This window comes from Ruixingdingia sedimenti, assembly GCF_031432425.1.
Taxonomy (GTDB): Bacteria; Pseudomonadota; Alphaproteobacteria; order Rhodobacterales; family Rhodobacteraceae; genus Ruixingdingia; species Ruixingdingia sedimenti.
The window spans coordinates 19,438-39,707 of sequence record NZ_JAVKPH010000003.1 but is presented as its reverse complement, the minus strand read 5'-3'; the positions used below and the strand labels follow the sequence as shown (position 1 = coordinate 39,707).

17 protein-coding genes and 1 tRNA gene are annotated in these 20,270 nt (G+C 70.5%); 15 read left to right on the top strand and 3 right to left on the bottom strand.

Features of this window, described 5'->3' with window-relative positions; genetic code table 11:
• The first annotated feature begins 759 nt into the window (after positions 1-759).
• From RGD00_RS03665 to RGD00_RS03635, 6 genes are all read left to right on the top strand, one after another.
• On the top strand, positions 760-3,447 hold the full coding sequence (locus RGD00_RS03665; protein ID WP_310455939.1) for an HAD-IC family P-type ATPase: 2,688 nt from the start codon (positions 760-762) through the stop codon (positions 3,445-3,447).
• Positions 3,448-3,731: 284 nt separating this feature from the next.
• On the top strand, positions 3,732-5,159 hold the full coding sequence (locus RGD00_RS03660; protein ID WP_310455938.1) for a mannose-1-phosphate guanylyltransferase/mannose-6-phosphate isomerase: 1,428 nt from the start codon (positions 3,732-3,734) through the stop codon (positions 5,157-5,159).
• On the top strand, positions 5,146-6,531 hold the full coding sequence (locus RGD00_RS03655) for a phosphohexomutase domain-containing protein (protein ID WP_310455937.1): 1,386 nt from the start codon (positions 5,146-5,148) through the stop codon (positions 6,529-6,531). Before RGD00_RS03660 ends, RGD00_RS03655 begins: the two co-directional genes overlap by 14 nt.
• Before the next feature lie 113 nt (positions 6,532-6,644).
• The gene (locus RGD00_RS23515; protein WP_425603356.1) at positions 6,645-7,205 is read left to right on the top strand and encodes a UGSC family (seleno)protein; all 561 of its coding nucleotides are present in this window, start codon (positions 6,645-6,647) and stop codon (positions 7,203-7,205) included.
• The gene (locus RGD00_RS03640) at positions 7,202-8,236 is read left to right on the top strand and encodes a hypothetical protein (RefSeq protein WP_310455934.1); all 1,035 of its coding nucleotides are present in this window, start codon (positions 7,202-7,204) and stop codon (positions 8,234-8,236) included. Before RGD00_RS23515 ends, RGD00_RS03640 begins: the two co-directional genes overlap by 4 nt.
• A gap of 82 nt (positions 8,237-8,318) precedes the next feature.
• The gene (locus RGD00_RS03635; protein WP_310455933.1) at positions 8,319-9,347 is read left to right on the top strand and encodes a TRAP transporter substrate-binding protein; all 1,029 of its coding nucleotides are present in this window, start codon (positions 8,319-8,321) and stop codon (positions 9,345-9,347) included.
• Between the two features lie 217 nt (positions 9,348-9,564).
• Here the strand turns inward: RGD00_RS03635 and RGD00_RS03630 are convergent, their stop codons facing one another.
• Complete coding sequence (locus RGD00_RS03630) at positions 9,565-10,578, bottom strand: LysR family transcriptional regulator (protein ID WP_310455932.1); 1,014 nt, start codon at positions 10,576-10,578, stop codon at positions 9,565-9,567.
• A gap of 221 nt (positions 10,579-10,799) precedes the next feature.
• Between RGD00_RS03630 and RGD00_RS03625 the strand changes: the two genes are divergently transcribed.
• Complete coding sequence (locus tag RGD00_RS03625; RefSeq protein ID WP_310455931.1) at positions 10,800-11,588, top strand: SDR family NAD(P)-dependent oxidoreductase; 789 nt, start codon at positions 10,800-10,802, stop codon at positions 11,586-11,588.
• 7 nt (positions 11,589-11,595) lie between these two features.
• Here RGD00_RS03625 and RGD00_RS03620 read toward each other — a convergent pair.
• Positions 11,596-11,672, bottom strand: a tRNA-His gene (locus RGD00_RS03620).
• Between the two features lie 122 nt (positions 11,673-11,794).
• Between RGD00_RS03620 and RGD00_RS03615 the strand changes: the two genes are divergently transcribed.
• Positions 11,795-12,028 carry a DUF6324 family protein gene (locus RGD00_RS03615; RefSeq protein ID WP_310455930.1) on the top strand — a complete coding sequence of 78 codons (234 nt, stop codon included), beginning with the start codon at positions 11,795-11,797 and terminating at the stop codon, positions 12,026-12,028.
• Positions 12,029-12,236: 208 nt separating this feature from the next.
• Here the strand turns inward: RGD00_RS03615 and RGD00_RS03610 are convergent, their stop codons facing one another.
• Complete coding sequence (locus RGD00_RS03610) at positions 12,237-12,695, bottom strand: MmcB family DNA repair protein (protein ID WP_310455929.1); 459 nt, start codon at positions 12,693-12,695, stop codon at positions 12,237-12,239.
• A gap of 138 nt (positions 12,696-12,833) precedes the next feature.
• Here RGD00_RS03610 and RGD00_RS03605 point away from each other — a divergent pair, with 138 nt between their 5' ends.
• The 7 genes from RGD00_RS03605 to RGD00_RS03575 all read left to right on the top strand — a co-directional run bounded on the left by RGD00_RS03605 (position 12,834) and on the right by RGD00_RS03575 (position 20,168).
• Positions 12,834-13,466 carry a glutathione S-transferase family protein gene (locus RGD00_RS03605; protein ID WP_310455928.1) on the top strand — a complete coding sequence of 211 codons (633 nt, stop codon included), beginning with the start codon at positions 12,834-12,836 and terminating at the stop codon, positions 13,464-13,466.
• 13 nt (positions 13,467-13,479) lie between these two features.
• A complete protein-coding gene (locus tag RGD00_RS03600) occupies positions 13,480-14,235 on the top strand; it encodes an SDR family NAD(P)-dependent oxidoreductase (RefSeq protein ID WP_310455927.1) in 756 nt (251 codons plus the stop codon).
• Positions 14,236-14,344: 109 nt separating this feature from the next.
• Positions 14,345-15,367, top strand: a complete 1,023-nt coding sequence (locus RGD00_RS03595; protein WP_310455926.1) for a BMP family protein — start codon at positions 14,345-14,347, stop codon at positions 15,365-15,367.
• Positions 15,364-16,914 carry an ABC transporter ATP-binding protein gene (locus RGD00_RS03590; RefSeq protein ID WP_310455925.1) on the top strand — a complete coding sequence of 517 codons (1,551 nt, stop codon included), beginning with the start codon at positions 15,364-15,366 and terminating at the stop codon, positions 16,912-16,914. Before RGD00_RS03595 ends, RGD00_RS03590 begins: the two co-directional genes overlap by 4 nt.
• Positions 16,904-17,947, top strand: coding sequence for an ABC transporter permease (locus RGD00_RS03585; protein WP_310455924.1), 1,044 nt, complete (start codon positions 16,904-16,906; stop codon positions 17,945-17,947). Before RGD00_RS03590 ends, RGD00_RS03585 begins: the two co-directional genes overlap by 11 nt.
• Positions 17,944-18,891, top strand: coding sequence for an ABC transporter permease (locus RGD00_RS03580; protein WP_310455923.1), 948 nt, complete (start codon positions 17,944-17,946; stop codon positions 18,889-18,891). The genes RGD00_RS03585 and RGD00_RS03580 overlap by 4 nt, the downstream gene beginning before the upstream one ends.
• Complete coding sequence (locus RGD00_RS03575) at positions 18,891-20,168, top strand: amidohydrolase family protein (protein ID WP_310455922.1); 1,278 nt, start codon at positions 18,891-18,893, stop codon at positions 20,166-20,168. The genes RGD00_RS03580 and RGD00_RS03575 overlap by 1 nt, the downstream gene beginning before the upstream one ends.
• Positions 20,169-20,270: the final 102 nt, after the last annotated feature.

Below are 20,270 nucleotides of genomic sequence, written 5' to 3'. Positions count from 1 at the left end.
GCCGCTGCGCCGGGGTGCGGATGCACCCGGATGCTGGCCGGTGCCGGGGTTTGCCGGGGAAACCTTCGCCCAGATGAATGCTTTGGCGGGGAAATATCAAGCTCTGTCGCGGGATGACAGACAAATATGCACGCCGGGCCGGGCTTTGTGCCGCATCAAGGGGTGCGATGGACTCACATCTTCGTCAGGACGGCGCCGGTCAGGCCCCGGGTCGCGCGCGGTGTGCGCGCCCGGGACGCTCTCTGATGTCAAGCCCGCCAAGCCTTTCGCGCCGCGACCTCGGCCAGGAATCGCCTATGGCGCCCGCGCAGGCCCGCCGCCCGCCCGGGCGGCAGGTGGACGGCGCCGATTCGCATCGGCGGCGGCGGGCAGGCTGCGGTTCGGCCGGATGACGGGGAACACGCAGCCCCCGGCGCGGCCCCTTCCCGTCCGGCAGGCGGGTTTCGCCGCATCGGAACAGGGGCCGATCGTCGCCGCCTTCCCCTTCGGCAGGACCGCGGCGCCCGTCGGGGCGGACCGCCGTCCCGCCGAAGCCCCGCCCCGGCGCATGGTCTCGCCCCCTCATGCAGCCCGGCCCTGCCGCCGCCCCCTTGTCCGACAGCCGCGATCCACGGCCCGGTCCGGTATCGGTGTGGCCCGCGGTCACAGCCTGCGCATCACGGGTTGTACCCCGGGGCCGGGATCGGGCTATACCTGCTGTCGGGCGCCCCCGCCGCCCGCGTCCTTCCCGTTACCCCGCTGCCCCGGAGCCGAGCCCCCATGCCCGACACCACCCCCGCCGATGCCAAAGCCGACCTGCCCGCCCATCCCCATGCCCTGCCCGCCGATGCGGTGCTGGCGACGCTGGCGGCCACGCCTGCGGGGCTCGATGCGGCCGAGGCCGCGGCGCGGCGGAAACGGTTCGGGCCCAACGCCCTGCCGCAGGGGCGGCGGCGGCATCCGGTGCTGCGGTTCCTGGCGCAGTTCAACAACGCGCTGATCTATTTCATGCTGGCCGGTGCGGTGGCGGCCGGGGCGCTCGGCCATGCGGTGGATGCGGGGGTGATCCTCGCGGTGGTGATCGTCAACGCCATCGTCGGCTTCGTGCAGGAGGGCAAGGCCGAGGACGCGCTGGCCGCGATCCGCGGCATGATCGCCCCGCGTGCCAGCGTGCTGCGCGACGGCCGCCGCATCGGCGTGCCGATGGCGGATCTGGTGCCCGGCGACGTGGTGCTGATCGAGGCGGGCGACCGCGTGCCCGCCGACCTGCGGCTGCTGCGCGCGCGCAGCCTGCGCATCGACGAGGCGATCCTGACCGGCGAATCCGTCGCCGCCGACAAGGATACCGCCCCCGTCGCCCCCGACGCCCCCCTTGGCGACCGCCGGTCCATGGCCCATTCCGGCACGCTGGTCGCCACCGGCCAGGGCACCGGCGTGGTGGTGGCCACCGGCCTTGCGACCGAAATCGGCCGCATCAGCGCCCTTCTGGGCGAGGTCGAGGCGCTGACGACCCCGCTTCTGCGCCAGATCAACGCCTTCGGCCGCCGCTTCACCTGGGTCGCCTTCGCCGGGGCGGCGGCGCTTTTCGCCTTTGCCGTGGGCTTCCGCGGCTTCGGCTGGGAAGAGGCGATGATGGCGGTGGTGGCGCTGGCGGTGGGGCTGGTGCCCGAGGGGCTGCCGGCCGTCATCACCATCACGCTGGCCATCGGGGTCCAGCGGATGGCGGCGCGCAACGCGGTGATCCGGCGGCTGCCGGCGGTCGAAACGCTCGGCGCGACTTCGGTCATCTGTTCGGACAAGACCGGCACACTGACCCGCAACGAGATGACGGTGCGCCGCCTCGTCACCGCCGATACGGGTCTGGAGGTCGCGGGGGCGGGGTATGACCCGGGCGGGGTGCGGCTGGCGCCCGATGCCGGGACGCGCGGCCTGATCCGCGCCGGGCTTTTGTGCAACGACGCCCGCCTGCGCCCCGATGCGGGCTGGACCGTCGAGGGCGACCCGATGGAAGGCGCGCTGGTCACGCTGGCGATGAAGGCGGGGCTGGACCCCGAACCGGCGCGCAGCGAATGGCCCCGGCGCGACGAGATCCCCTTCGACGCGCAGCACCGCTTCATGGCGACGCTGCACCGCGTGGCCCCGGACGAAGGCGTGGTGCTGGTCAAGGGCGCGCCGGAACGGATCCTTTCCATGTGCGCGCAGCAGGAAACCGCGAGCGGGCCCGCGCCCCTCGACCCCGGTTTCTGGAATGCCCGCATCGCCGAGGCCGCGGCGCAGGGCGAACGTGTCCTGGGCTTCGCCCGCCGGTCCATGCCCGCCGATGCCGATGGCCTCGATTTCGCCGATGTGGAAGGCGGGCTCACCTTCCTCGGCATCATGGGCTTCATCGACCCGCCGCGGGACGAGGCGATCCGCGCCATCGCCGAATGCCGCAGCGCGGGCATCGCCGTGCGCATGATCACCGGCGACCACGCCGCGACCGCCGCCGCTATCGCCCGCCAACTGGGGCTGGCCGACGACCCCAAGGTGCTGACCGGGCAGGACCTCGACAGGCTTTCGCCCGAAGGATTCGCGGCGGCGGTGAAGGACACGCAGGTCTTCGCCCGCACCAGCCCCGAGCACAAGCTGCGCATCGTGCAGGCGCTTCAGGCCGAGGGCCGCGTGGTGGCGATGACCGGCGACGGGGTGAACGACGCGCCCTCGCTGAAACAGGCGGATGTCGGCATCGCCATGGGGGTGAAGGGCACCGAGGCGGCCAAGGAAGCATCCGAAATGGTGCTGATGGACGACAACTTCGCCTCCATCGTCGCGGCGGTGCATGAGGGCCGGGTGGTCCACGACAACATCCGCAAGGTGGTGGCCTGGACCCTGCCCACCAACGGGGGCGAGGCGCTGACGGTGATCAGCGCGATCCTCGTGGGCTTCGCCATGCCGATGACGCCGGTGCAGATCCTGTGGGTGAACCTGATCCTCGCCGCCACCATCGGCCTCGTGCTGGCGTTCGAACCCGCAGAGCCCGGCGTCATGCGCCGCCCCCCGCGCCGGCCCGACGCGGGGCTGCTGACGCCCTTCCTCGTCTGGCGCATCGCCTTCGTCTCGGTGCTGTTCACGGCGATCTCGCTCGGGCTTTTTTTCTGGGCGCAGGGCCAGGGGCGGGATCTGGAAACCGCGCGCACGATGGTGGTCAACCAGCTGGTGGTGCTGGAAATCTTCTACCTCTTCAACGTGCGTTACCTGCACATGACCTCGTTCACGCTGACCGGGGTCAGGGGGACGGGCCCGGTGCTGGGGGCGATCGCGGTGGTGGTCGCGGGCCAGCTGGCCTTCACCTACCTGCCGGCGATGCAGGCGATCTTCGGCGCGCGGGCGCTGTCGCTGGCGGACGGGGCGCTGATCCTCGCCATCGGCGCGGCCACGCTGGTGGTGCTGGAGGTGGAAAAGCACCTGCTGCGCGACCGTTTCGGATAGGGGCGCGCCCGCGTCCGGCGGCGCAGGGGGCATTCTGCCCCCTCTTGGCTGCGCCAATTCACCCCCTGAGGATATTTTCAGACAGAAAATGAAGAAGGGCGCGCCCTGCATCACTTTCTGTCCTTAAATATCCCCGCCGGAGGCCGCCGACACCTCCGCCCGCGCCGCCGCCGGGCGGATGCGCCGCGCGGCCGCCCGGCTCGGGCCTTGAGATCGCCGTGATCTGTGGCCAAGACTGTGCGGCGATGCAACCGCCTGTCGGGCCAGTGAATAGAGAGATCGGGATGCAGCCAGCCATCCATCCGGTGATCATGAGCGGCGGGTCCGGCACGCGGCTCTGGCCGTTGTCGCGCAAGAGCTATCCCAAGCAGTTCGTGCCGCTGGCGGGCGAGACGACGATGTTCCAGCAAAGCGTGGCGCGGTTCGCGGGCCCCGGCTTCGCGCCGCCGGTGGTGGTGACGAATGCCGATTTCCGCTTCATCGTGACCGAACAGCTGGCGGCGGCGGGCGTCGATCCCGGCGCGATCCTGATCGAGCCGGAGCCCCGCAACACCGCCCCCGCGGTGCTGGCCGCCGCCTTGTGGCTGGAACGCACCGACCCCGAGGCGCTGATGCTGGTGGCGCCCTCGGACCATCTGGTGCCCGATGCCGCCGCCTTCCGCGCCGCGGTCGCCGCCGGGCGGGCGGAGGCCGCGGCCGGGCGGCTGGTGACGTTCGGGATCCGGCCCGACCGGGCGGAGACGGGCTATGGCTATCTGGAACTCGACGGCCCGCCGGGCGCGGACGGGGGTGCGCGGCCCCTGCGCCGGTTCGTGGAAAAGCCCGATGCGGATACGGCGGCGCGGATGCTGGCCGAGGGGCGGTATCTGTGGAACGCGGGGATCTTTCTCTTTTCCGTCCGCACCATCCTTGCCGCCTTCGATGCACATGCGCCGCATCTGACCGGCCCCGTGCGCCGCGCGGTCGACGAGGCGCGGGCGGATCTGGGTTTCCTGCGGCTCGCCCCCGCCCCCTTCGCCGAGGCGGAAGATATTTCCATCGACTATGCGGTGATGGAACGGGCGGCGAACCTGTCGGTCGTGCCCTATGACGGCGGCTGGTCGGATCTGGGGGGATGGGAGGCCGTCTGGCGCGAAAGCCCGCACGACGGGGCGGGCGTCGCCACCGCCGGGCCGGTCACGGCGATCGACAGCCGGAACAGCCTGCTGCGGTCGGAATCGCCGCGGCTGGAACTGGTGGGGATCGGGGTGGAAAACCTCATCGCCATCGCCATGCCCGATGCGGTTCTGGTCGCCGACATGTCGCGCGCGCAGGATGTGAAACAGGCGGTCGCGGCCCTCAGGGCCCGGCGCGCGGCGCAGGCCACGCAGTTCCCGGTCGATCATCGCCCCTGGGGCTGGTTCGAATCGCTTGTCACCGGGCACCGGTTTCAGGTCAAACGCATCGTCGTGCACCCCGGGCAGGCGCTGAGCCTGCAAAGCCACATGCACCGGGCCGAGCACTGGATCGTCGTCGCCGGCACCGCCAAGGTCACGATCGGGGGCGAGGAGCGGCTGGTCAGCGAGAACGAATCCGTGTTCATCCCCCTTGGCACCCGGCACCGGATGGAAAACCCCGGCAAGGTCGACATGGTGCTGATCGAGGTGCAGACCGGCAGCTATCTGGGCGAGGACGACATCATCCGCTACGAGGATGTCTATGCCCGGGGCTGAGGGGTTTCGCGCGCTGCGCTGTTTCAAGGCCTATGACATCCGTGGGCGTCTGGGAACGGAACTGGATACGGATGTGGCCTATCGGGTGGGCCGCGCCTTTGCCGCCGAACAGGGCGCGGCGCGGGTGGTGCTGGGGCGCGACTGCCGGGCGTCGTCGGCGGATCTGGCGGGGGCGGTGGCGGCGGGGCTGGCGGATGCGGGGGCCGAGGTGCTGGACCTCGGGCTTTGCGGCACGGAAGAGATGTATTTCGCCACCAGCCATTTCGCCGCCGATGGCGGGATCGAGGTCACGGCCTCGCACAACCCGATGGATTACAACGGGATGAAGCTGGTACGGGCGGGTTCCGCGCCGCTCGATACGGCGGGGCTGGCCGTGATCCGGGCGCGGGCAGAGGCGGGCGGATTTGGCCCCGCCCGGCCGGGGGGCGGTGTGATCCCGGCGGCGGGGGCGCGGGCGGCCTATGTGGCGCGGGTGCTGTCCTTTGTCGATGTCGCGGCGCTGCGGCCGCTGACGGTGCTGGTCAATGCCGGCAACGGCGCGGCGGGGCCGACCTTCGATGCCATCGCGGCGGAACTGGCGGCGCGCGGGGCGCCGCTGCGGTTCTTGCGCCTGCACCACGACCCCGACGGCAGCTTTCCCAACGGCATCCCCAATCCCCTGCTGGCGGAAAACCGGCCCGTCACCGCCCGGGCGGTGCGCGCCGCGGGGGCGGATTTCGGCGTCGCCTGGGACGGCGATTTCGACCGCTGCTTCCTGTTCGACGACCGGGGCGATTTCGTGCCCGGCGAATATGTCGTGGCGCTGCTGGCAGAGGTGTTCCTGGCCAAGGAACCGGGCGCGCGCATCGTGCACGACCCCCGCGTGGTCTGGGCCACGCTGGACGCCATCGCAAGGGGCGGCGGGCGGGCGGTGCAGTCGCGCACCGGCCATGCCTTCGTCAAGCAGGCGATGCGCGACGCCGGCGCCGTCTATGGCGGCGAAATGTCGGCCCATCACTATTTCCGCGACTTCGTGCATTGCGACAGCGGCATGATCCCCTGGCTGCTGGTCGCGGAACTGATCGGCCGCCGTGCCCGGCCGTTGTCGGCGCTGGTGGCGGATCTGCGGGCGCGGTTTCCGTCCTCGGGCGAGATCAACTTCCGCATCGCCGACCCGGCGGCGGTGCTGGCGCGGGTGGCGGCGGATCTGGGTCCCGCGGCGCTGGCGCGCGACGATACCGACGGGCTGAGCCTTTCCTTCGCGGACTGGCGGTTCAACCTGCGCGCCTCGAACACCGAACCGCTGGTGCGGCTGAATGTCGAGGCGCGGGGCGATGCGGCGCTGGTCGCGGCGGGGGTGGCGCGGCTGATGCCCTGTCTGGGCGCCCCATAGACGCCGCCTATCGGTCCGACAGGCGCCCGTGGCGCGCGCGCGGGGATGCGCGGCGCCCGTGCTAGGTTGCGGCGGGGCACGCCCTGCCCCGGCCAGACCTGGAGACATCCGAGATGACCGACTTCATCCGCATCCGCAACCCGCGCGGCGAGCTTGCCGCGCATGGGGCGCGGGTCTATCCGACGCTGAATTCGCTCGAAGGCAAGAGGATGGTGGTGCTGAACAACCACTGGACCTGCATGGACGAGATCGCCGACCACATCGGCGCCGCGCTCAGGGCCCGCCATGGCGTGGCCGAGGTGCTGACCTTTTCCGTCCCCGTGGGCACCGCCGCCGAGGAAGCGGTGATCGCAGAGGCCGCCAGCAAGGCCGATTTCGCGCTCGTCGGCTTGGCCAATTGAGGCGCCTGCACGTCGTGGAGTGTCCATGACTGCATCGAGATGATCAAACGCGGCATTCCCGCCGTCGTTTTCGTGACCGAACGGTTCACCGCGCTGGCCAGGGCCGCGCGTACCGGCAAGGGCATGCCCGACCTGCCCAGCATCATCCTGCCGCTCAATCCCCAGTTCTACCCCGAAGGCGAGGTGCAGCGCGTCGCCGAGGGCGTCATCGACGCCTATGTGGACCTGATCGCGCCGGACCGGCGCAGGACCGGACAGGAGGATACCGTATGACCGGCATGCAATCGGGTTTCCTCGACCTGCCTTCCGACCCCGAGGCGATGTTCGAGGCGCTTTATGCCATGGGGCTGACGGACGGCTTTCCCATCATCCCGCCCACCGACGACCGGGTGGAACGGTTCATCGCCGCCTCGGGCCGCCCGGGGTCGCAGGTGATCGCGCCGATCCCGCCCCACAACGCCCCGGGCACGGTGGAAAAGATCGCCATCAACGCGGTGATGGCGGGCTGCCGGGCGGACTACATGCCGGTCGTCATCGCCGTGGTCGAGGCGATGGCGGACCCGGCGTTCAACTTTCTGGGCATCACCACCACCACCAACCCGGTGGGGCCGCTGATCCTGATCAACGGACCCATCCGCCATACGCTCGACATCAACTGCGGGCGCGGCGCGCTCGGCCCCGGGCGGCGGGCGAATGCGACCATCGGGCGGGCGGTGCGTCTGCTGATGGTCAACATCGGCGGCGCGATCCCGGGCGAGGTGGACAAGGCCACGCTCGGCATGCCCGGCAAGTATTCGATGTGCCTGGGCGAGATGGAAGAGGAAAGCCCGTGGGAACCCTTCCACGTCGACCGCGGTTTCGCCGCGGGCGACAGCACGGTGACGGTGGTCGGCCCGCAGGGCAACATGAACATCTTCACGCCGTGGAAAAAGGCCGACAGCATCCTTGCCGCCCTTGCAAGCGCGATGGCCGCGCTGGCCGACAACAACACGATGCGCGGCCAGGGGAACCCGATCCTGTTCCTCAACCCCGGCCATGCCGGGCTGCTGGCCGCGCAGGGCTATTCCCGCCTGCGCCTGCAACAGGAACTGTGGCACCGCGCCGGGATCCCGGCGGCGGCCCTGCCGACGGAAGTCAGCGCGATCGAGGAGGGATCGCGCGTGATGGTCGACGGCCACAGCATGCCCACCGCCCGGCCCGAGGACATCCTGATCGCCGTGGCGGGGGGGCCGGAGGCCTACCACAACACCTATTGCGCGACCTTCGGCGACTGGGCCGTGACCCGGCCCATCCGCCTGCCCTGACGGCACATGCGCCGCCGCGCCCCGCTCGCCGGCGGGGCGCGGCCCCCCGTGACACGTACAAGTACAGCATGAAGGAGGAGAAATGCTGACCCTCAGGACATTCGCGGCCGCTGCGGCCGCAACCTGCACGCTCGCGCTTGCCGCAGGCACCGCGACGGCCGAACCCGTGACGCTGAAATTCGGCCATGTGTTCCCCGAAACCCATTACATCTGGCAGCATGGCGGCAAGCATTTCGCCGATGCCGTGGCCGCATCGGGCACGGGCATCGACTTCCAGTATTTCCCCGCCGGGCAACTGGGACGGGACTATGTGAGCGCGATGGAATCGGGCCTCGCGGATGTCGCGATCCTCGTGCCGTCCTACACGCCGGCGAAACTGCCGCTGACCTCGGTCGCGGAACTGCCCGTCGCCTACAAGGACGGCTGCGAGGGCACGGCGAAGCTGTGGCATATCGCCAGGGACGGCGGGCCGCTGGCCGGGGCCGAACTGGCGCCGCAGGGGATGCGCGCGCTGTTCGTGACGGTGCTGCCCGGCTACAAGATCGTCACCACCGGCAAGCGGGTCGCCACGATGGCGGATGTGGCGGGGCTCAAGCTGCGCGCGGCGGGCCCGGCGATGGAACAGACCGCCCGCGCCTATGGCGCGACGCCGATCCAGATCACCGGGCCGGAAACCTATGACGCGATGCAGCGCGGCACGGTGGACGGGGCCTTCTTTCCCTATCACGCGATCCCGGCCTTCGGGCTGGAGCCGCTGATCAAAAACGGCATCGAGGGGCCGAGCATCGGCACCGCGACGGTGATCTTCGCCATGTCGCAGGCGAAATGGGACGCACTGACCGACGACCAGCGCGCGGCGATCGACAACGCGGCGATGGCCTCGCAGGCCTATACCTGCCGCTGGCTGGAGGACGAGGAAGCCCGCGTGCGTCAGGAGATGATCGACAAGCACGGCTATGCGCCCGTGGTCCTGAGCGCCGACGACACCGCCGCCTGGCAGGCCCGGCTGTCGAGCGTCAGCGACGACTGGGTGAGCCGGATGGAAAGCCAGAAACTGCCCGGGGGCGAGTTGCTGAAAGCCTTCCGGGACGCGCCCACCGACCTGCCCTGACCGAAGGCAGCGGGGCATAGGGCGGGGCGGGCCCCGGCCGGGGGCTTGGGACCCCCGGCCAGGGCAACTCGATCTGTATCGTTGTGGCGAAGGCACGCGCCTTCGCCAGCCAGAACGGCAGGGTGAATACCGATCCCCCCGTAAGGCGGGGCTTGCCCCGTCTTGCGCCCGGGCGGCGGGATGGGTTCCGGCGCGTTCCGGCGCGACGCAGGCGGCCTCAGCCCGCCGCCCCCCGCAACAGCCGCGCGCGCAGGCCGTAGCGGGCGATCATCTCGCCCAGGATGCGGATCATCAGCCGTTCCACCAGCTGGCTGGCCGACGAAACCGGCTGGCCCTTGCGGCGCAGCAGGAACGCGGTGTGGGTCAGCGGCGGGTCGGTGATCGGCACCAGCACCAGTTCGCCCCGTTCCGCCTCGCGTACCACGGCGGCATGCGACAGGATCGCATGGGCGCTGGCGCGGGTGACGATCGAGATCGCATTGCCGAGCGAGTTGAGTTCCAGCACCGCCTTCAGTTCCACCCCCCGGGACCGCGCGATGCGGTCGAACAGGTTGCGCATCCCGTTGGGCCGGTTGGGCAGGATCAGCGGCAGCCCCGCCAGATCGCGGAACGCCAGCGGGCGGCGGACGAAACAGCCGTCGCGGTCCTGATCGGGCCAGTCGTCGGGGGCCGACAGCAGGAACAGTTCCTCCTCCCACAGGGGTTCGGCCTCGAAAGCGCCGAAATCGTGCCCCTCGTAGCAGACGCCGAGGTCGAGCCGCCCGTTCGACAGCCCTTCGAGCGTCACCGGCGACACGCCCTCGCTGATCAGCAACTGGATCTCGGGATGCTCATGCGCCACGGTTTCGGCCAGCGGCACCCCGATCAGGCTGGTCAGCGTCGGCGTGAGGCCGAGCGAGACCGGCCCGCGCGCCTCTGCCCCCAGTTGCCGCACGTCGCGCACCGCCGCCTGCACCGCGCCGAGGATCACCCGCCCATGCGCCGCCAGCGCCGCCCCCGCCCGCGTCAGCACCACCCCGCGCCCCGTGCGCAACACCAGCGCCGCGCCGAGGTCGCGTTCCAGCCGCGCCACCGCCTCGGACAGCGAGGGCTGCGTGATGCCGAGCCGCGCCGCCGCCCGGGTGATGCTGCCGCATTCCGCGATGGCGATGAAATAGCCGATCTGGCGAAGGTCGATCTTCAGATCCCCGTGCTGTTCCGGCGTCATGGCGATGGTCCCGTCTGGCGGCATGCGATGGCCCGGTATGCGGCGGCGCCGGAAGCCCACGGCTATCCTGCACCAGCAGGGGCCCCGTGGCACCCGCGCAGCCCTTCGTCTTTCCCTATGGCAACGATAGGCCCGGACGAGGGCGCCGGGAATTGACAACCCCACGGGGGCCGACAACCCTGATCCCATAAAACATGAATGAAATCCAAAGGTTGGATCGGCATGCCGGCAGGGGAGGACATGCGGTGAGGTTCAGGGACAGGGTCGTCGTCATCACCGGCGCCGCGCGCGGCATCGGTTTCGAGGCCGCGTGCCGTTTTGCGACCGAGGGCGCGCGGGTGGTGGTCAACGATCTCGACCCCGCGGCGGTGGACCGCGCGGTGCAGCTGATCGCGACCGAGGGCGGCCATGCCACCGCCCTGCCCGGCGACGTGACCGACGCGGCCGCGGTGCATGCCGCGGCCGCACAGGTGATGGACAGGTTCGGCCGCATCGACGTGCTGGTGAACAACGCCGGCACCTATGGCCTTTGCCCCGCGCACCGGGTGACGGCGGCGGACTGGCGGCGCACGCTGGCGGTGAACCTCGACGGGATGTTCTTCTGGTCGCAGGCGGTGGCGGTGGCGGCGATGATCCCCGCCCGGCGCGGCGCGATCGTGAACGTGGCCTCGGGCGCGGGCATGGCGGGGATCCCCGATGCGCCGGCCTATGTCGCCTCCAAGCACGGCGCGATCGGCCTCACCAAGGCGCTGGCGGTGGACTGGGGGCAGTACGGCATCCGCGTGAACGCGATCTGCCCCGGGCTGACCTGGACCGAACTGGCCCGCAGCGGCCAGCGCCAGAACCCCGAAATGTTCGCCGAACGCGAACGGCGCATCCCGCTCGGTCAGGCGGCGACGATGGACCAGCAGGCGGGCGGCATCCTGTTTCTCGCCAGCGACGAGGCCGGTTCCATGCATGGCACGGCGCTGGTGATGGACGGGGGGACGATGGCGATGTCCTCGGGCTATTCGGTGCCGCGCGACGGGGAATAGGCCGGGATGGTACCGCCTCCCCGGCTCGAACGGGGGACCCCCAGATCCACAATCTGGTGCTCTAACCAACTGAGCTAAGGCGGCACTGGCGCGGATGTAGCGCCGCCCGGCGGGGAATGCAAGCCTCTCTCTGCGCGGCCTGCCACTTGCGCCGCGGGCGGCGACGGGGTACCCCCGGACGGTATTCCGGCACGAAGGAGACGGGGATGGGGATCGACTCGCAAAGCGACATCGCCGCGAATCTGCAGATCGGCCCGACCACGATGGGCATGGTGCGGATCTATGTCGAGGCCGAGGGGGTGGACCTGCCGCTCGACTTCGACCCCGACGAGGCGGAAGAGATCGCCGAGGAACTGCGCGCCGCCGCAGAGGCCGCCCGCGCCATGGGCAAGGGGGCCAGGGGCGACGGCGCGGCGAAAAAGGGCAAGCCGCGCGGCTGATCACACAGGGCCCGGCGCCGCTTGCGCGGACAGGGCGGTGCCGGGGGCCAGCCCCCGGACCCCCGGAGTATTTCGGGCAAGATGAAGCCAGGACGTGCTTCCCGTGGGAAGGGGCGCCCGATCTTCAGGCTGGCCCGAATATCCCCGCCGGAGGCGCAGCCATCCGCCGGGTTCGGGCCCTGCGCCCGTCGCCGGAACCTGCCCCGGCTCAGCCCATCGCGTGGCGCGGATCGCGCAATCCGTGCAGCGCCCGCGCCGCGGTGCGGGCGAGGCTGCGGGTCAACGCCGCGCGGCGGGCGGGGGCGAGGCGGCGTTCGGGGCCCATGCGCAGGATCTCGGCATCGAAGGCATCGGCGCGGATCAGCCCCGTTTCCCCGGGCAGCAGTTCGGCCGGGAAATCGGCATCCACCGCCCAGAAGAAGCGGTCGCACCAGTCCAGATACCCTTGCCACTTGCGGTCCGCCACGAAATCCGCCCGGCAGGATTTGCATTCCACCACCCAGATCTCTCCCCTTGGCCCAAGCGCGATGACATCGACCCGCAGCCCCGGGGCGGGCACGAATTCGGTCAGCGGCATGAAGTCATGCCCGATCAGGTGGCGGCTCACCCCCCGGGCCAGAAGCTGGCCGGGGGTGGGCGGCAGGATGGGGGGCGTGGCGGGGATCATGCGCCGAACATGGACGAAAGGTGAACATTTGTCCAGCCCGGCCGTGGCCATGCGCGGCGCGCCGCGTCCCATGGCGCGGGGATAACGGCCCCGGCGGCGGCGGCCCATCGTGGCGCGACCACAGGAAAGGCCCCGGCCATGCCGCCTCCGCTCACGCTCTACTACCGCCCCGGCACCTGCGCGCTCGGCCCGCTGATCGCGCTCGAGGAATGCGGGGCAGCCTACGCCGCCGTGGACCTGTCGCAGGACCGCGCGGCGCTGCTGCGCATCAATCCGCGCGGCAAGGTGCCTGTCCTGCGCATGGGGGACCATTCCTTGCGCGAATGCGTGGCGATCCTCGACCTGATCGCCGCGCTGCACCCCGCCGCGGGGCTGATGCCGCGGGATCCGCTGGACCGCGCCGAATGCCTGTCGCTGCTGGCCTGGTACGCCAGCACGCTGCATATCGACTATCGCCGCTTCCTGAAACCGGCGGTCTTTTCCGCCGATCCCGCGGCGCATGCCGGGATTTCCGACAGGGGGCGCGCGGCGTTCCAGGCGGGGCTGGCGGAGCTTGACGGCATGCTGGCCGGGCGCCGTTGGGCCCTGGGCGACAGCTACAGCCTTGCCGATGGCTATGCGCTGGTGTTCGTGAACTGGGCCGTCACCTCGGGCCTGTTTCTGCCGGACTGGCAGGCGCTGGCCGGCTGGACGCGGCGGATGCTGGCGCGCCCGGCGGTGGGGCGCGCGCTGGCGCGGATGGACAGCCCCCTGCCCGCCTGGGCCGGCTGAGGGGAAGAAGCACATGGATCTGGGGCTTGCAGGCAAGACCGCCATCGTCACGGGGGGCGGCAACGGCATCGGGGCGGCGATCTGCCGCGATCTGGCGCGCGAGGGCGCGACGGTCGCCATCTGGGACCGCGCGGCCCCGGCGGCCGCGGCGCTGCGCGACGCGATCCTCGCCGCGGGCGGGCGCGCCATCGCCATCGGGCGCGACATCGAAGCGCCCGATGCCGTGGCCGCAGGCGTGGCAGAGGTCGTGGCGGCGGCGGGCGGGCTGGACATTCTGGTCAACAACGCCGGCTATTCGCACCTCGGCCCGATCACCGGCATGACCGACGATCAATGGGCCGCCGTCAACCGCGTGCATCTGACCGGCGCCTTCAACATGGTGCGCGCCGCCGCGCCGCATCTGCGCGCGCGCGGCGGCGGGCGGATCGTCAACATGTCCTCGCTCGCCGCGCTCGGGGCGGACAACATGGCCTGCTATGCGACGGTGAAGGCGGGCATCCAGGGCTTCACCCGCGCGCTGGCGGTGGAACTGGGCGGCGACGGCATCACCGTCAACGCCGTCGCCCCCAGCCTGATCCATACCGACCGGCTGAAGGCGAGTTCCGTCTTTGCCGAACTCGCCGCCCATTCCGAACGCGGCCAGAGCATCAAGCGCGCCGGCACGCCCGAGGATGTGGCGGGCGTGGTCGCCTTTCTGTGTTCCGCCCGGGCCGGGTTCATCACCGGCGAGACGGTCCATGTGACCGGCGGCATCTATCAGCTTTGGTGATCGCGCCGCGGGGCCCGCCCCGGCTGCGATTACCCTCTGCAAGCCCGATTGCCACGAATCGGGCGCTGTTTTACCGTCCGGTCAAATCAACAGGGTTGGAGTCGCGATCATGACGCAGACGAAACGTTTCGGGCTGAGCCGCCGGGGGCTTCTGATCACCGGCGGGGCGGCGCTTCTGGGCACCGGCTTCGGCGGTCTGCCCGGGCGGGCGCGGGCGCAGGGCGCGCTGAAGGTCGCGGGCATCTATACCGTGCCGGTGGAACAGCAATGGGTCAGCCGCATCCACAAGGCGGCAGAGGCGGCGAAGGCCGCGGGCACGGTGGACTACAGCTTCACCGAAAACGTGTCGAACACCGATTACCCGCGCGTCATGCGCGAATATGCCGAAGGCGGCGCCAAGCTGATCGTGGGCGAGATCTTCGGCGTGGAACAGGAGGCGCGCGAGGTCGCGGCGGATTACCCGGACGTGGCCTTCCTCATGGGGTCGTCCTTCCCGCCCGACGATGCGGTGCCGAACCTCGCGGTTTTCGACAACTACATCCAGGATGCCAGCTACCTGACCGGCATCATCGCGGGCGCGATGTCCAAGGGCAATATCGGCATGGTCGGCGGCTTTCCGATCCCCGAGGTGAACCGGCTGATGAACGCCTTCATGGCCGGCGCGCGCGAGGCGAACCCGGAGGTGACGTTCCAGGTCAGCTTCATCGGGTCGTGGTTCGACCCGCCCAAGGCCAAGGAAACCGCCTTCGCGATGATCGAGGCGGGGGCCGACATGCTTTATGCCGAACGCTTCGGCGTGTCGGACGCGGCCAAGGAAAAGGGCGTGCTGGCCATCGGCAACGTGATCGACACGCAGGGCGATTACCCCGACACCGTGGTCGCCTCCGCCCTGTGGCATTTCGAACCGACGTTGGCCAAGGCGATCGAGGCGGTGCAGGCCGGCGCCTTCAAGGCCGCCGACTATGGCGTCTATTCCTTCATGAAGGCAGGCGGCTGCACGCTCGCCCCGCTCGGCACGTTCGAGGGCAAGGTGCCCGAGGCGGCGATGAAACGGGTGGCCGAACGCGAGGCCGCGATCCGGGACGGCAGCTTCACCGTGACCATCGACGACAACGAGCCGAAATCCTCGTGACGCCCGCGCCAGCAGAGGCGCGGGAGGTCGTGCTGCGCCTCGACGGGATCACCAAGCGTTTCGGGGCGCTGACCGCGAACGACGCCATCACCCTCGCCCTGCACCGGGGCGAGGTGGTGGCGCTGTTGGGCGAAAACGGCGCGGGCAAGACGACGCTGATGAACATCCTTTTCGGCCATTACACGGCCGATGCGGGCACCGTCACCGCCTTCGGCCGCCCCCTGCCCCCGGGCAACCCGCGTGCCGCACTGGCGGCCGGGATCGGCATGGTGCATCAGCATTTCACGCTGGCCGACAATCTTTCGGTTCTGGACAACATCCGCCTTGGCACGGAATCCCTGTGGCGGCCCGGGGCGGGGCTGGCGGCGGCGCGGGCGAAGGTGGCGGCGCTGTCGCGCGATTTCGGGCTGGCGGTGCATGCGGATGCCAAGGTCGCCAGCCTGTCGGTGGGCGAACGGCAGCGGGTGGAGATCCTGAAGGCGCTTTACCGCGACGCGCGCATCCTGATCCTCGACGAGCCCACCGCCGTGCTGACCCCGCAAGAGGCGGACGCGCTTTTCGCCACGCTGCGCCGGGCCTGTGCGCGCGGGCTGTCGGTGGTGTTCATCAGCCACAAGCTGCACGAGGTGATGGCCATCGCCGACCGCTGCGTGGTGCTGCGCCACGGGCGCGTGGCGGGCGAGGTCGATACCCATGCGACCGACGCCGCGGCGCTGGCGGCGCTGATGGTCGGCGGCGCGGTCAGCCCGCCGGATGCCACGCCGGGCGTGGCGGGGCCGGTGCTGCTGCGGCTGGCGAACGTGTCCACCACGCCGGAGGGCGAGGCGGTGGGCCTGCGCGCGGTGGACCTGTCGCTGCATGCGGGCCAGATCACCGGGCTTGCGGGCGTGTCGGGCAACGGGCAGGCGGCGCTGGCCGATCTGATGTCCGGCCTGATCCGGCCCTCTGCCGGGCGGATGGAGGTCGCGGGTGCGCCCCCGAAGGGCTGGAGCCCCCGCCGCGCCGTCGCCGCCGGCATCGCCCGCATCCCCGAGGACCGGCACAAGACCGGCACCATCGCCGATTTCACCCTGACGGAAAACGCGATCCTCGAATGCTACGACCGCCCCGGCTTCGCCCGCCGCGGCTGGATGGACTGGCGCCGGGCCGAGGCCTTCACCCGCGGGATCATTGCCCGCTACGACATCCGCTGCCCCGGCCCGCAGGCGCGCATCCGCCTGCTGTCGGGGGGCAACATGCAGAAACTGATCCTCGGCCGGGTGCTGGAACCGGGGCCGCGGATCATTCTGGCCAACCAGCCGGTGCGGGGGCTCGACATCGGGGCCATTTCTTACGTCCACGGCCGGCTGCTGGCGGCGCGCGACGCGGGGGCGGCGGTGCTGCTGGTTTCCGAGGATCTGGACGAGGTGTTGCAGCTGTCCGACGTGATCCATGTCATGTCCGAGGGCCGGCTGTCGCCGCCCTTTGCCCGCGGCACGATGGGGGCGGCGGATCTGGGGCTGTGGATGGCCGGGCAAGGCTTTGCGGGGGGCGCGGATGCGGCTTGAACCCATCGCCAACCCCACCGCCCTGCGGCAGGCGGGGCTGCCGCTGCTGGCGCTGGCCGCCACGGTGGTCGCGGGGTCCTTGCTGGCGCTGGTGGCGGGGGCGGACCCGTTCGCGACGCTCGGCCTGATCGTGAAGGGCGCGGCGGGGTCGAAATTCGCCGCGTTGGAAACGCTCAACCGCGCCACGCCGCTGATCTTCACCGGGCTGGCCGTCGCCGTCGCCTTCCGCGCGCGGCTGTGGAACATCGGGGCAGAGGCGCAGCTTTACGCCGGCGCCATCGTCACCGTGATCCTGGGCACCGGCGCGATCGGGTCGCCGATGGTGCTGCCGGTGACGGTGCTGGCGGCGATGCTGGCGGGGGCCTTGGTGCTGCTCGGCCCCGTTTTGCTGAAAACCCGGCTCGGCGTGGACGAGGTGGTGACGACGCTGCTGCTGAACTTCATCATGCTGCTGTTCGTGGGCTATCTTCTGGAAGGGCCGATGAAGGATCCGATGGGCATGGGCTGGCCCAAATCGGCGGCGCTGGTGAAAGAAGCGCGGTTGCCCCGCATCGTCACCGGGTTGCGGCTGCACTGGGGTTTCGCGCTGGCGCTGATCGCCGCCGTCGCGGTCTGGCTGATCCAGACCCGCACGACATTGGGGTACGAGATGCGCGCCGTCGGCCAGAACATCCGCGCCGCGCGGTTCGCGGGCATTCCGGTGAACCGGGTGCTGGTGAAAACCGCGCTGCTGTCGGGGGGTCTTGCCGCACTGGCGGGGTATTCCGAGGTCGCGGGGCTCAAGGGCCACCTGACCAAGGACATCAGCCCCGGCTTCGGCTATACCGGCATCATCGTCGCCATGCTGGCGCTGTTGCACCCCTTGGGCGTCATCGTCTCGGCCCTGTTCGTCGCCGGCATCTTCGTGGGCGCCGACAGCATGAGCCGCGCCGCCGGCGTGCCCACCTATATCGCCGACATGCTTTTGGCGCTGGCGCTTTTGTTCATGGTGCTGGCGATCCTGCTGACGCGGTTCCGGGTGGTGCGGGGATGAGCGCGATGTGGGAGATCCTGATTTCCGCCAGCTTCTGGGCCGCGGCGATCCGCATCGCCTCGCCGCTGATCTTCGCGACGATGGGCGAGTTGATCTGCGAACGCGCGGGCGTGCTGAACCTCGGGATCGAGGGGATCATGGTCGCGGGCGCCTTCACCGGCTGGATCGCGGTCTATGGCGGCGCGCCCTTGTGGTGGGGCGTGGGCGCGGCCTTTGCGGCGGGCGCCCTGTTCGGGCTGGTGCATGCCGCGCTGACCGTGCCCTTTGGCCTGTCGCAGCATGTGGTGGGGTTGGGGGTGACGATGCTGGCGACCTCGACCAGCTATTTCGCCTATCGCCTGCTGCTGCCCGAAGTCACCAGCCCGCCGAAGATCGAACCCTTCGCGCCGATGGACATTCCGGTGCTGTCGGACCTGCCGTTCCTCGGCCCGGTGCTGTTTTCGCAGACCGCGCTGACATGGGCCGCCTTCGCGGTGGCGGGGGTGGTGGCGCTGGTGCTTTACCGCACGCCATTGGGGCTGGCGGTGCGGGCGGCGGGGGAAAACCCCGCCGCCGTCGCCGCGCAGGGGCTTTCCGTCACCGGCATCCGCGTGGGCGCGGTCGTCGTCGGGTCGGGCCTGATGGCGGTGGGGGGCGCGTTCCTGACGCTGTCGGCCTTTTCGTCGTTCTTTTTCGAGATGGTGAACGGCCGCGGCTGGATCTGCATCGCGCTGGTGGTCTTCGGGGCCTGGGCGCCGGGCAAGGCGGTTCTGGGGGCGGTGCTGTTCGCGGCCTTCGATGCGTTGCAGGTGCGGCTGCAACAGACGCCGCTTGGCGCCGCGCTGCCCTATCAGCTGTTTCTGGCCACGCCCTATGTGCTGTCCATTCTGGCGCTGATCGTCATGTCGCGGCGGGCAGAGGTTCCCGCAGCGCTGATGGTGCCGTTCAACAAGGGGGAACGCTGATGTTCGATCTGATCGTCAAGGGCGGCACGCTGCCCGATGGAACCCAAGCCGATATCGGGATCCGGGGCGACCGTATCGCCGCGGTCGGGCAGTTGCAGGGGGCCGGGGCGGGCCGGGTCATCGAAGCCGCCGGCGATCTGGTCAGCCCGCCCTTCGTCGATCCGCATTTCCATCTGGACGCCACGCTGTCCTACGGCACCCCGCGCGTCAACGCCTCGGGCACGCTGCTGGAGGGCATCGCGCTCTGGGGCGAACTGAAGCAGGTCGTGACGGTGGATCAGATGGTTGCCCGCGCGCTCGACTATTGCGATTGGGCGGTGTCGATGGGCCTGCTGGCGATCCGCAGCCATGTGGATACCTGCGACGACCGCTTGCTCGGCGTGCAGGCGATGCTGGAGGTGCGCGAGAAGGTGCGGCCGTACCTCGACCTGCAACTGGTGGCCTTTCCGCAGGACGGGTTTTACCGCGACCCGACGGCGCGGGCGAACACCCTGCGCGCGCTGGACATGGGGCTCGATGTGGTGGGCGGCATCCCGCATTTCGAACGCACGATGGCCGATGGCGCGGCCTCGGTGCGCGCGTTGTGCGAACTGGCGGCAAACCGCGGCCTGCCCATCGACCTGCATTGCGACGAAAGCGACGATCCCCTCAGCCGCCATATCGAGACCTTCGCGGCCGAGGCGCTGCGCTGCGGGTTGCAGGGCCGCGCGACGGGCAGCCACCTGACCTCGATGCATTCGATGGACAATTACTATGTGTCGAAACTGCTGCCGCTGATGGCCGAGGCGGGGGTGGCCGCCATCGCCAACCCCCTGATCAACATCACCCTGCAAGGCCGCCACGACAGCTTTCCCAAGCGCCGCGGCCTGACGCGCGTGCGCGAGATGCAGGCGCAGGGGATCACCGTGGGATGGGGGCAGGATTGCGTGCTGGACCCGTGGTATTCGCTCGGCACCGCCGACATGCTGGACGTGGCCTTCATGGGCCTGCATGTCGCGCAGATGACGCATCCGGCGGAAATGCACCGCTGCTTCGACATGGTGACGGTGGAGAACGCAAAGATCCTCGGGCTGGCGGACTACGGGCTGCATGTGGGCGCGCTGGCCTCGCTGGTGGTGCTGGACGCCGGCAACCCGGTCGAGGCGCTGCGCCTGCGCCCCGACCGGCTGGCGGTGGTATCGAAGGGCAAGGTGGTGGCCGAACGGGCGCGCAACGATGCGCGGCTGGCGCTGCCGGGTCGGCCGGGGTCGGTGCGGCGGCGGCACCTGCTGCCCTGACGCCGCGCCCGGCCCTGCGGTCGGCGCCGGGGGCCAGCCCCCGGACCCCCGGGATATTTTCAGACAGAAAATGAGGAGGTTCGTATAACGACAAGCCCCTCC